Source organism: Chryseobacterium sp. BIGb0232 (assembly GCF_024810195.1).
GTDB classification, from domain to species: Bacteria; Bacteroidota; Bacteroidia; order Flavobacteriales; family Weeksellaceae; genus Chryseobacterium; species Chryseobacterium pennae.
This window is the reverse complement of record NZ_JANUEH010000001.1, coordinates 841688-853594: the sequence shown is the minus strand read 5'-3', so window position 1 is coordinate 853594 and position 11907 is coordinate 841688. Positions and strand designations below refer to the sequence as shown.

The window sequence follows — 11907 nt, the reverse complement described above, 5'->3', positions numbered from 1 at the left end:
AATTTTGATAATATGTTAAAATTATCTTAAAATATCAATTTATTTCCCTGTAAGTTGAAAAATTTGTATATTCGATTATCAAATAAATAAAAATATTAACTTATGGAAAACAAAAAATCAAAAAAGAAGCCATTTTTCGCATCATTCCTTGAAAAACAACTTAAAGATCCGGAAACAGTAACAGGAGGATCCATTATTACAATTCCGGAAAGAGATGCTGTTACACTACCTACTTTAGACGGTGCAACTTCTAAGCTTAGCGATATGGATCATACGATGAAATATCCTTCTGATGGTGATGATGATACTATTTTACTATAAAATAACGGTTTTACAGTAAGTAACATATTAACAAAATTGTAACAAAAGGGGAAACTTAAAATGTTAAGTTTCCCCTTTTAATAAAACCGGCAAATGATTCTCTGTATTACCCACTCACAGGATTTTTATACCATTGATCATTTTTTTCAATATCTTTCTTCTAAAAATATTCCCTATTTCAGACTGAATTCCGACCGGCTGAACCATTTTCAGAAGATCAGTATCAGCGAGAACTCATTTGAGATCACTGATGAGTATGGAACAACAATACATTCCGATGCGATTAAAGGAGTATGGCACAGAAAGGCATGGCGCATACAGGTGCCTGAAGAACTGGATCAGGAGTATGAAAAGATATTTCTGAATGAGTATACAAATCTCCGTTACAACCTGTTTACCCAACTGGAGCATCTTCCTTGGATCAACCCCTATGAGAATGAAAAGAAAATCGACGGCAATAAAATGCTTCAGCTGCAATTAGCTAAACGAAATAATCTGATTATTCCTCCAACTCTTTTTTCCAATGATGAAGAGAAGGTAAAAGCTTTTTTTGATCAGCACTGTTCAGGAAAAGCTATTGCCAAGCTTCATAGTGTAATCAGGAAAACAATGAGTGGTGAAGGATTGGTCTCCACAATGATTATTGAGGAGGAAATATTGGAGAATCTTTCAGATATAGTTTATTGTCCCATGATTTTTCAGCCTTATATTGATAAAGAATATGAATTGAGAATCATGTATATAGACGGAATTTTCTTCACAGGTAAGATCAATAACAGTCAGAATGCGGACTGGAGAGTAAGGCATAAAGACTATTCCTGGTCAGCTTATGAACTGCCTGACTCTGTCAAAGTAAATCTCACCTCTATGATGCAAGAAATGGGACTTTATACCGGAGCTATTGATATGATCCGTGGAAAAGATGGAAAATATTACTTTCTGGAAGTCAATCCACAAGGAGAGTGGGGAATGCTCCAAAAAGAACTTGGGTTTCCCATAGCAGAAAGAATTGCCGACAATCTTATTAAAAGAATCAATTTCCATGAATAAAATTTTAATTATAACACATACTGCAGATAATTTTTCAATTGAAAAAGTAACAGAATACATTGAGGATAACAATTGTGAGGTTATCCGTTTTGATGTTGATTTATATCCTTTACAGAATAAATTATCAACAGTCTTCCAGGATGGAGAATGGAAGACCTTCCTGGAAACCTCTGAAAAAAAATATCGACTGGATGATATTTCTGCAGTCTGGTACCGCCGGGCTTATAATATCGGTAAAGGTTTAAAGGAGGAGCTGGATGCCAAATTTTTTGGGGCAGCTATGGGAGAAATCAGAAATACATTATTTGGATTTCTTGAATCTGTAGATGCCTATTCATTAGGAAAGCCCAGTGTTTACAGAAGGCTAGACAGTAAAGAAGAACAGTTGAAGCTCGCTCATAAAATAGGTCTTTTGATTCCCGAAACATGTTTGACCAATAATCCTGAAGAAGCAAAACAGTTTATTCTGAAACATCAGAACGTGGTTGCCAAAATGCAGACCGGTTTTGCAATCTATGAAGATGGGGTGGAAAATGTTGTGTTTACCAATGTTGTGAGTGAGGATAAACTTGAAGAGCTGGATACGCTTCTGTATTGCCCGATGCAGTTTCAGAAAATGATCCAGAAGAAAAAAGAACTTCGTGTTACTATTGTAGGAAGAGATGTTTATGCCTTTGAAGTAGATTCCCAACAGTTTGAAGATTCCAAGGTCGACTGGAGAAAAGATGGTGTTAATCTGTTGGATAAATGGACGCAGACAACATTACCGGAGGATGTTAAAGAAAAACTTCTGGAACTCCTGGATATTTACAATGTCGATTATGGGGCAATAGACATTATTGTTTCTCCCGAAGATGAATATTATTTCATAGAAATCAATGCGGCAGGAGAATTCTTCTGGCTGGATAATCTTACTGAAGGCAATCTGATCTCCAGAAGTATTGCAGATGTCTTATGTGATAAGGCTCCGAGAAGAGATAATATCGTGATGGTTTAATTTAAAATGATTAATTTTTTATATAGTAGTCCTGGAAGTTTTTTGAATGCTTTCGGGACTTTTTATGTAATGTTGTATGTTTTTTAAATGATGTTTCTTCAACTGAAGCATGCATTACCAGACCACAGAATCGGAGGGTTTCATAAAGTTTAAATGAATTTCTCATACATAAGGCAGCTAACTTTAAAATCTAAAATGGTCAAAAAAAAATGTATCCTTTATGGTTAAAACAACAAGGTTTTTCTTTTTTGTTTCAGGTTTTGTGATTTCGAGAATGATAATATTGGTTAAATAAACTTGAATTTTGCTTTAAAAATCGCAAATTTGCAAAAGCAGTTTTTTAAGGAACTTTTACCAGAACCTGAAGAATTGCCGGATAGAAAATATTGTCATATTTTAGTCAGCAATCAAGCAACATAATTAATGGTTTTTGTAACGGGTGCAACCGGAATTCTGGGAAGAATAATCGTGCTGGAACTTCTTAAAAGAGGTAAAAACGTACGTGCTTCCAAAAGACCGGGCAGCAATTTAAACGAAGTAAGGCATTCATACAGCTTTTATACGGAGAATCCAGATGATTTTTTCAATAAGATTGAATGGATCAATGTGGATTTTGATGATATTGATTCCTTAAAAGATGCATTGAAAGGGGTAGATGAGGTCTATCACTGTGCTGCAAAAGTAAGTTTTCATCCCAAAGATGAAAAAGAAATGTACCATACCAATATTAAAGGTACAGAAAACTTATTGTTTGCCTGCGAAGGATCAGATGTTAAAAAATTCCTGCATGTAAGCTCTGTAGCCGTTTTAGATAACTATAATGAAAAAGGAGAGCTGGATGAAGATTCTGATTTTAATCCGAAACTGGAGCATTCTGCCTATGCCATTTCCAAACACTTATCCGAAATGGAAGCCTGGAGAGCCTCTGCTGAAGGCTTGAATGTAGTCATCATCAATCCCGGAATGATCGTAGGAAGCGGAAACTGGACCCAAAGCAGTGGTGAGCTTTTTTCAACCTTTGAAGATAACAGCTTTACTTTTGCTGGCGGATCTACTTATGTAGATGTGAGGGATGTTGCTAAAACAGCCATTGAGCTGATGGAAAACAACATTTTTGGAGAACGCTTTATCATCGTTTCTGAAAATAACAGATATGCAGATCTGGCTAAACAGATCAGAACCAGGCTAGGTCTTAAAGATGCCCGAATTCTTACAAGGTCTCAATTAAATATAGGTAAATGGGCCAATACGCTGTTCGGATGGCTGATTCCAAAGCTGAAAATGGCTACAGAAGCAAATATAGAAGCAATATCTTCATTCAACACCATTTCCAATCACAAAGTCAGGGAAAAGCTGAATTATCAGTTTATTCCGATAAAAGAAAGCATAGACTTTCACCTGAACAATTATATTAACGACAAAAAGCTGAAGAAATGAATCTTGCAGAGGCAATAATCCTTAAAAATGTAGAAAAGCATCCTATAAAAGCGGCGATCGGCTTTAAAAAGAAAGAAGGAATCTGGAAAGAGCTAAGCTGGAAAAAATTCAGTGAAATTGTTTTTAAAACAGCCAATGCATTAAAGGAAGCAGGAGTTCAGGAAAACGATAAAGTAGCAATCTATTCAGATAATTCATCAGAATGGATGATTATGGATCTGGCTGCAATGGCTATGGGAGCGGTTACCGTTCCTATTTATTCTACCAATAACGCTGAGCAGGCAGAATATATTATTAAAGATTCCGGAGCTAAGGTGGTATTAGTTGGAAATCAGATACAGTATGATGCGTGTCTGGGGCTTTTAGATAAAGAAGACAACCATCTTGAAACTATTATTATTTCTAAAAAAGCAGTTTGGATCAAAAAAGAACTCAACAGTTTTTATCTTGAGGATTTTATAGCAAAATCTTCTTCGGAACTTGAGATCTGTAAAAAAGAATATGATGATACAGCCACACTGATCTATACTTCCGGAACTACCGGAACACCAAAAGGAGTAATGCTTACCCACGGAAATTTTATCAAGGCATTTGATTCTCACTTTGAATTTTTTAAATTTAAAAACTTTGAAGATGAGCTGTCACTCGCATTCTTACCTCTAAGTCACGTTTTTGAAAGAAGCTGGAGCTTACTATGTCTTTATGGAGGAGCAAGAGTCTATTTTCTTGAAGACCCGAAAAACGTAGCCAAAGCATTGGAAGAAGTAAAACCTACTACAATGTGTGCCGTACCGAGATTTTTTCAGAAAGTATATGCCGGAGTGCTGGAAAAGGCAGAAGAAGGCTCACCACTGAAAAAGAAGATCTTTGACTGGGCTTTAAAAACAGGATGGGAAACTGCAGAATTAAGAAGAAGCGAAAGACCTGTTCCTTTTGGATTAAAACTAAAAGAATCCGTTGCAGATATGCTGGTATTCAGTAAGATCAAGAATAAAATGGGTGGGAGGCTTTGGTTTTTACCTTGTGGAGGAGCCTCTTTATCCCCTGAAGTAACCAGATTCTTTGAATCAGTGGGTATTCATGTTACTGTTGGATATGGCTTAACGGAAACAACTGCTACTTTGACCCTTTTCCCTTTAACGCATTTTGAGCATGCTACAAGTGGAAAACCATTACCAGGTGTAGAAATCCGTATTGGAGAAAGCGATGAAATCCAGGCCAGAGGAAACGGAATCATGAAAGGGTATTATAACAGACCTGAAGAAACCGAAAAAGTATTTACAGAAGACGGTTGGTTTAAAACAGGAGATGCAGGTAAAATGGATGATAAAGGAAATCTTATCATTACAGACAGACTTAAAGACCTGATGAAAACTTCCAATGGAAAATACATTGCCCCACAACAGATTGAAAACCTTCTGACGAATAATAATTTCATTCAGCAGATCATGCTGGTTGCAGAAGGAAGACAGTTTGTTTCTGCTTTAATTGTTCCGAATTTTGAATTTTTACAGGACTATATCAAAAAGAATAATATTCCTTTTACCAACTGGGAGGAGGTTGTAAAAAATGAAAAAATAACCAACCTTTATAAAGAAAAAGTCAAGGAACTGCAACATGAGCTTGTCGATTATGAGAAAGTGAAGAAATTCACGCTGATGCCGGCAGAATTTGACATCAATACGGGAGAAATCACTCCAACATTGAAAGTGAAAAGAAATGTGGTTCTTAAAAAATATGCAGATATTATAGAGAAGATGTATTAATCGATTTGTAAACCACAAGTCGCTTAAGTTTTGTAAAATCTTTGATTTTCACGACTATTAGAATTGAAGACGTGAAAATTCTCCTCCTCTGGCGGGGTGGTCAAGTCTCAATCACTTAAATTAAACTATGACAACACAATTTATAGGAAAAGAAAATTTCACCATTCATACACAAACGGTTTCAGAAAGCTGTCCGTCTAATATTGCTTTGATTAAATATTGGGGGAAATATGACAATCAGATTCCTGCCAATCCAAGTATCAGTTATACTTTAAATCATTGTAAAACGAATACCAGCATGGAGTTCTTGGCAGATGAACCTTTTTCTGTACAAACATTCTTGTCAGGAAATGAAGAAGTGAAGTTTGCGGAAAAAATTGAAAAATATTTCAGAAATATTGAACAATACCTTCCGTGGATTCTGAAAGGGAAATATATCATCAGAACAGAAAATACATTTCCACACAGCTCAGGAATTGCAAGCTCAGCTTCAGGATTTGGAGCTATTGCCAAATGTCTGATGGCATTGGATGAAACGTTCACAGGAAAAATTTCAGAAGAAGAATCTCTGAGAAAAGCTTCATTTTTAGCCAGATTAGGAAGTGGAAGCGCTTGCAGAAGTTTATACAACGGACTTATTGTCTGGGGAGAAACTGAAGAAGTCCAGGGAAGTTCTGATCTCTTTGCTGTACCTTATCCGGATGCTGAAATTCATGAAGTATTCAAGAGTTTCAATGACTGGGTTCTGTTGATCCACGAAGGACAGAAAAGTGTGTCTTCAACGGTAGGACATGGTTTGATGAAGACCAATTCTTATGCAGAAAGAAGATTCCAGGAAGCGAGGGAAAACTTTGTTCCAATGAAGGAAATTCTGAAAAGTGGAGACATGGAACGCTTTATCAAATTGGTAGAACATGAAGCACTTACTCTTCACGCAATGATGATGATGAGTGATCCGGCTTTTATCCTGATGAAGACCGGTACATTAGAGGTTATCAATAAAATCTGGGATTTCAGAAGAGAAACGGAACTTCCGTTGTTCTTTACGCTGGATGCAGGTGCCAATGTACACCTCTTGTTCCCAAGTGATGCCTCTGAAGAACAGATCAAAACATTTATAGAAACTGAACTATTACAACATACCCAGAAGAATGGAGTGGTGAAGGATGTGATGAGGTTTTAATAAAATAATATGAAAAGTGGGTTTACAAGCCCACTTTTTTATGTTTAATCTTCGGTAACAACAGCTTCCCGGTTTCCGTCCTCCTGTTTTCCTTCTTCTATCATGATTTCCGCTTCTGCCTTTTCTTCTGAAGTTGCTGTTTCTATAAGTTCTGCCTGCTGCTCATTGTGATGATCTATGAAAAACTCACAGTATACCGGAAGATGGTCCGAACCAAAATTTTCTAATGTCTTCAGTTGTTTAATGAAAATATCTTCGCTGTGAAACATCAGATCTATAGGAAATCTTAAAAAGCGGTACTTTGCATGAAATGTAGAAACAAAAGAATGTCCCACTCTAGGATCTATAAGATGGCTTGTTTTCCTGAAAAGTACAGACGATTTTGACCATGCAACATTATTGAAGTCTCCCACTACAATAACCGGTTTTTTAATATCTTTTACACGCTTGGCTGTGCTTAGAAGGTCGCCATCTCTTTCCTTAGAAGTTTCTTCCTCTGTAGGGCTCGGCGGCGGCGGATGAACCCCAAAGAAAATAAAGGAAAAACCATCGGCTGTTTCCATATGTACTTCAATACTGGGAATATCATCTGCTACAAAATAATGAGTTTTGGCTTCCTTAATTTCAATTCTGGAATAGAAATGCATTCCGTAAGTATTTTCAAGAGTTACCTTGTGCTGATAGGGGTATTCTTTTTCCAGACTCCTCATTGCTTTTTCCCAATCGCTATTGCTTTCCATAGTCATGAAAAAATCAGGATCATACTTTTCAATAAGATTAGAAAATCTTTCATATTCCTTATTGAACTGATAAACATTAGCTGAAACAAAATGGAGCTTTCCGGAGGACTTGTGACGTTGCCTGTGCTTTTTTACAGGATAGAGGCGTGTATATTTGATGAGAGTATGGCTATGGTAAGCAAACAGAACAAGCAGAACGCCCTGATAGTACCATAAATATTTTGTAGAATCAATTATAAGCCCTAATAAAAAAGTGAAAAATATAAAATAAGTGATCTGTATTTTAGCAAATTCGGGAACCCGGAATATCCAGTGAGAATGCTGAATTCTGGGTAATATAGTCAAGAACAGTAAGAGTATGGCCAGAGTCATATAAATAATCCACATATGAAAAATCTTTGTCTGAAATAATTTTTTACAATTTAAGAAAATGAGTTTTAAAAATCTCATAATCAATTTAAATTTTATTTTACCTATTTTTATTTAAAATTATCCCTATGAACAAAATAGCCTCAATTATTCTCCTGTTCAGTGGCTTCTGTTTCGGACAGCAGAATCAGGAAGTAGAAAAACCTATTCATAATCTTTTTCTGGCTATGAAAAATGCAGATCCGGAACTTATGAAAACTGTTTTTGCAGAAAATGCCATTCTGCAGACGGTTACAAAAGAAGGAACTGTAAAAACAGACAGTATTCAGGATTTTGTAACTTCTGTTTCCAGGTTCGCAAAAGGTGACCTTGAGGAAAAAATTGTTGTAGAAGCTATTCACATGGATGGAAATCTGGCAAGTGTCTTCACTCCTTATTCCTTTTATTTGAAAGGGGTATTTTCCCATTGTGGAGCCAACAGTTTTCAATTGGTGAAACAGAATAATGAATGGAAAATTCAGTATATTATTGATACCAGAAGAAAAGATAAGTGCAGGGAAATAAAATAAAGAAGGTTTAATGATTCAGGAAATTAAAAATAAAATGAAAATTCATCATATAGCTATTATTGGCTCAGACTACGAAATATCAAAGAAGTTTTATACAGAAATTATAGGTTTAGAGATTGTCCGTGAGGTGTATCGTGAAGAAAGGCTGTCTTATAAATTAGATCTTGCGATAGGAGATCATTATGTGATTGAGTTGTTCTCTTTTCCTAACCCTCCTGCCAGACCCTCCCGTCCTGAAGCATGTGGTTTAAGACATCTTGCTTTTTCCGTTGAAAATGTAACCGAAAAACGAAACGAACTGATAGGGAAGGGACTCGATTGTGAAGAGATCCGCATCGATGAGTTCACAGGAAAAGAATTTTTCTTTACCCAGGATCCGGACCAGTTGCCGATAGAGTTTTATGAAATGTAATTAGTGTGCGTACCCTGCAAAGAAACTCACTGCCATAATCGCTAAAACAACAGAGGAAATGAAGACATATACGTAATCTTTTTCCTTCAAATAACCTATTAAAGCGAAGATAATTCTCATCAGGGGAGTGAAGATCAGTAAAAGGATGCCCAGCTGAATAATAGCCATTCCTTCTCCCTTGCATAATGAGTTCCAAAAGTGACTCCATACTTTATCTGAAGAAGTAGCTACAGCAAGACTCGTGTATTTTTTAGGCATTTCAAAGCCTTCGGTAAACAGTTTGATGAAACCGATCAGGGAAGTAGCCACAGACAGAATTACACCCAGCCTCAGAAGATTTCCTACGGAACGGTTCAGATCTACATCTGTAAAATTCTTTTTCATTACCTGAAGCTTTTGTTGATACCGTTATACATCATATATACTGAAAGGATAGTAATCACAATAGCGAAAAATACTTTTAACTTTTTCGTTTTGGAAACCATAAGGGTTTTAGAACCTATAAAACTTCCTATTACCACTCCAATCAGTACGGGAGCAGCAATGACAGGGATAATTTCTCCTCTCTGGAAGTAGATCAGTGCACTGGCAACAGCCGTTACTCCAATCATAAAATTACTGGTTGTTGTGGAAACTTTGAAAGGTAATTTCATCATATTATCCATTGCCAAAACCTTTAATGCTCCAGAGCCAATTCCTAAAAGCCCGGACATCGCTCCTGCAAACATCATCATCAGAAATCCTGGAACCGTATTTCTTGCAGAGTAGTTTTTCAGTATTCCTTTATCCGGAAATGTTCCGTAAAGCTTAAGTTTTTCTTCAAGGCTGCCATGAATCAGAGGTTCCTGATGATCAGGCTTTCCTTTTAGATTTAAAATAACGGTCAAAAGCAGGATACTGGCGAAAATAATTCCAATTGTATTCGGATTAAGCATTCCCGAAACCAAAGCACCTACAATGGCACCGGCAGTAGTGGCAATTTCAAGAAACATCCCAATTCTCATATTGGTAAAGCCCTCTTTTACAAAAGCAACTGCTGCGCCCGAAGAAGTTCCGATCACAGAAATAAGAGAAGCCCCGATAGCATAATGCATTGGAACGCCGAACCCCAGCGTTAATAAAGGAATAATGATAACTCCTCCTCCAAGCCCTGTAAGTGAACCTAAAAGGCCCGCAGAAATGGCGCCAAAGAAGAGTATGATGATTTCTGACATACTACAATTAATGTTACAAATATAAAATTATTGTAGTAGTCTGCCAAACATTTGAAAAAGATAAATTTAACGTATTTTTGTATGCATGAAAAATGAGATGAAATTATTTTATGTCATTCTTGGGGCCACTCCCAAAGGACGAAATATTGAACAGCACGATGTGTTTTTCGGAATAGCGGAAAACCTTAAGGATCTGGTTCCTGATATGAAAGCATTCTGGAAGGAAGCGGAAGGTAAAATCCATTTAGACTGCTATCAGGAAGTGAAATTTGCTGATGGTTATGAAGTGAAGATCGTTGAAAAAGGTGAAAACACCTCAGAAGATCAGTTGTTCTTCCTTAATTTGGGAGGTTATAAACCTGGTTTTTTTGAAGAATTTCATGAGCAGCATCTGATGGTAGGGCAATCAATGGGAGAGATTGTAAAGAGAGCAAAAGCTACGGAGTTCTATAAAACAATGGGATTTGAAGGAGCAGTAAGCCATATTGATGACAAACATGGAGTGGATATTGATGACATCTTTAATGTCAATGATATTCTTCCGGCAGCTATGAAAGATAAATATTCTATTGTCCTTGTAAAGTCTGATGCTGAAAATCAGGAAAACCCTATGGGACTGGGATATTTAAAAATTGATAAAATTCAATAAGCGTAAATCTAATAAAAATAAAAAATGAAAATAGGAATTCTGGGAGGCGGACAGCTGGGAAGAATGTTGATACAAAGTGCTTTGAAGTATGATGATGAGTTTTATACTCTGGATCCGGCTTCTGATGCACCATGCCACAATATCTCATATTTTACACAGGGAAATTTCAATGATTATGAAACTGTACTGAATTTTGGAAAAGATAAGGATGTGGTGACCATTGAAATAGAACATGTAAATGCAGAGGCTCTGGCTGAACTTGAAAAGCAGGGTGTGAGAGTGGTTCCCAATGCAAGTATCATCAAAACGATTCAGCAGAAGATCCTTCAGAAAGAATTTTATAAAGTTAATGATATCCCAAGTCCGGAATTTCAGGTGGTATGGAACAGTGATGAAAAAATCATGATGTCTTTGCCGTTTGTGCAGAAGATGAATACAGGCGGATATGATGGAAAAGGAGTACAGGTGATCAGAACTGAAGATGATTATCAGCATTTATGGAAAGAAGCTTCAGTGATTGAAAGTCTGGTAGATATTGATAAGGAGCTTTCCGTAATCGTTGCCAGAAATGAAAAAGGAGAAACGAATACTTTCCCGGTAACAGAAATGGTGGCTGATCCTAAGCTTAATCTTTTGGATTTTAATGTCTGCCCGGTTCTTCTGACTGAAGATGTTCAGAACCAGATAGATATTATTACAGAGAAGTTTTTAAATGCGGTAAATTCCCCAGGACTTTTTGCCATCGAATTATTCCTTGATAAAGAAGGAAAAGTATGGGTGAATGAAACAGCTCCTAGACTCCACAATTCTGGACACCAGAGCCAGGAAGGAAATACGAATTCACAGTTTGAGCAGATGTACCGTGTGGTAAAGAATCTTCCTTTGGCAGATACGGATGCTATTACCTACAGCGGAATGCTGAATCTGGTAGGAGCAGAAGGCTACGCTGGAAAGGTAGTATACGAAGGAATGGAAGACGTTCTGAAGTTACCGGAAACCTACGTTCACTTATACGGAAAAACAGAAACCAAACCTGGAAGAAAAATGGGACACATTAATGTTCTTGCAGATTGCAGAGAAGAGCTTATGGAAAAACTGGTGATGGTGAAGGGAATGGTGAGAGTGATTTCAGAATAACTTAAGCTTAAAATAATAAAAAAGGAGCCGTTTTAATGTTAAAATGGCTCTCTTTTTTATAGG

Annotated in this window: 13 protein-coding genes; 10 read left to right on the top strand and 3 right to left on the bottom strand. The window is 36.7% G+C overall.

Annotated features, from left to right (window positions below; translation table 11 throughout):
- The first annotated feature begins 102 nt into the window (after window positions 1-102).
- The 6 genes from M2372_RS03620 (at window position 103) to M2372_RS03595 (ending at window position 6754) form a co-directional block, all read left to right on the top strand.
- Complete coding sequence (locus tag M2372_RS03620; RefSeq protein WP_115973204.1) at window positions 103-321, top strand: microviridin/marinostatin family tricyclic proteinase inhibitor; 219 nt, start codon at window positions 103-105, stop codon at window positions 319-321.
- A 93-nt stretch (window positions 322-414) separates the two neighbouring features.
- The gene (locus M2372_RS03615; protein WP_123318310.1) at window positions 415-1371 is read left to right on the top strand and encodes an MvdC/MvdD family ATP grasp protein; all 957 of its coding nucleotides are present in this window, start codon (window positions 415-417) and stop codon (window positions 1369-1371) included.
- Complete coding sequence (locus M2372_RS03610) at window positions 1364-2368, top strand: MvdD family ATP-grasp ribosomal peptide maturase (RefSeq protein WP_123318311.1); 1005 nt, start codon at window positions 1364-1366, stop codon at window positions 2366-2368. The genes M2372_RS03615 and M2372_RS03610 overlap by 8 nt, the downstream gene beginning before the upstream one ends.
- A gap of 423 nt (window positions 2369-2791) precedes the next feature.
- Window positions 2792-3805 (top strand): NAD-dependent epimerase/dehydratase family protein, encoded by a 1014-nt coding sequence (locus tag M2372_RS03605; RefSeq protein ID WP_123318312.1) that lies wholly within the window; start codon window positions 2792-2794, stop codon window positions 3803-3805.
- Window positions 3802-5571, top strand: coding sequence for a long-chain fatty acid--CoA ligase (locus M2372_RS03600; RefSeq protein WP_123318313.1), 1770 nt, complete (start codon window positions 3802-3804; stop codon window positions 5569-5571). The genes M2372_RS03605 and M2372_RS03600 overlap by 4 nt, the downstream gene beginning before the upstream one ends.
- A gap of 127 nt (window positions 5572-5698) precedes the next feature.
- Window positions 5699-6754 (top strand): diphosphomevalonate/mevalonate 3,5-bisphosphate decarboxylase family protein, encoded by a 1056-nt coding sequence (locus tag M2372_RS03595; RefSeq protein WP_115973209.1) that lies wholly within the window; start codon window positions 5699-5701, stop codon window positions 6752-6754.
- Between the two features lie 44 nt (window positions 6755-6798).
- On the opposite strand, the gene M2372_RS03590 is transcribed toward M2372_RS03595, so the two are convergent.
- Window positions 6799-7881: an endonuclease/exonuclease/phosphatase family protein gene (locus tag M2372_RS03590; RefSeq protein WP_123319078.1), complete on the bottom strand. Its 1083-nt coding sequence runs from the start codon at window positions 7879-7881 to the stop codon at window positions 6799-6801.
- A gap of 110 nt (window positions 7882-7991) precedes the next feature.
- On the opposite strand from M2372_RS03590, the gene M2372_RS03585 reads away from it, so the two are divergent.
- Together M2372_RS03585 and M2372_RS03580 are read left to right on the top strand one after the other, a co-directional pair.
- Window positions 7992-8432: a nuclear transport factor 2 family protein gene (locus tag M2372_RS03585; RefSeq protein ID WP_123318314.1), complete on the top strand. Its 441-nt coding sequence runs from the start codon at window positions 7992-7994 to the stop codon at window positions 8430-8432.
- Window positions 8433-8466: 34 nt separating this feature from the next.
- A complete protein-coding gene (locus M2372_RS03580; protein WP_123319079.1) occupies window positions 8467-8844 on the top strand; it encodes a VOC family protein in 378 nt (125 codons plus the stop codon).
- On the opposite strand, the gene M2372_RS03575 is transcribed toward M2372_RS03580, so the two are convergent.
- Both M2372_RS03575 and M2372_RS03570 read right to left on the bottom strand, forming a co-directional pair.
- Window positions 8845-9228 (bottom strand): DUF1634 domain-containing protein, encoded by a 384-nt coding sequence (locus M2372_RS03575; protein WP_115973211.1) that lies wholly within the window; start codon window positions 9226-9228, stop codon window positions 8845-8847.
- Window positions 9228-10058, bottom strand: a complete 831-nt coding sequence (locus M2372_RS03570; protein ID WP_123318315.1) for a sulfite exporter TauE/SafE family protein — start codon at window positions 10056-10058, stop codon at window positions 9228-9230. Before M2372_RS03570 ends, M2372_RS03575 begins: the two co-directional genes overlap by 1 nt.
- Window positions 10059-10155: 97 nt before the next feature.
- Between M2372_RS03570 and M2372_RS03565 the strand changes: the two genes are divergently transcribed.
- On the top strand, window positions 10156-10707 hold the full coding sequence (locus tag M2372_RS03565; protein ID WP_123319080.1) for a DUF1543 domain-containing protein: 552 nt from the start codon (window positions 10156-10158) through the stop codon (window positions 10705-10707).
- 24 nt (window positions 10708-10731) lie between these two features.
- Window positions 10732-11844 carry a 5-(carboxyamino)imidazole ribonucleotide synthase gene (locus M2372_RS03560; RefSeq protein WP_123318316.1) on the top strand — a complete coding sequence of 371 codons (1113 nt, stop codon included), beginning with the start codon at window positions 10732-10734 and terminating at the stop codon, window positions 11842-11844.
- The last annotated feature ends 63 nt before the right edge of the window (window positions 11845-11907 follow it).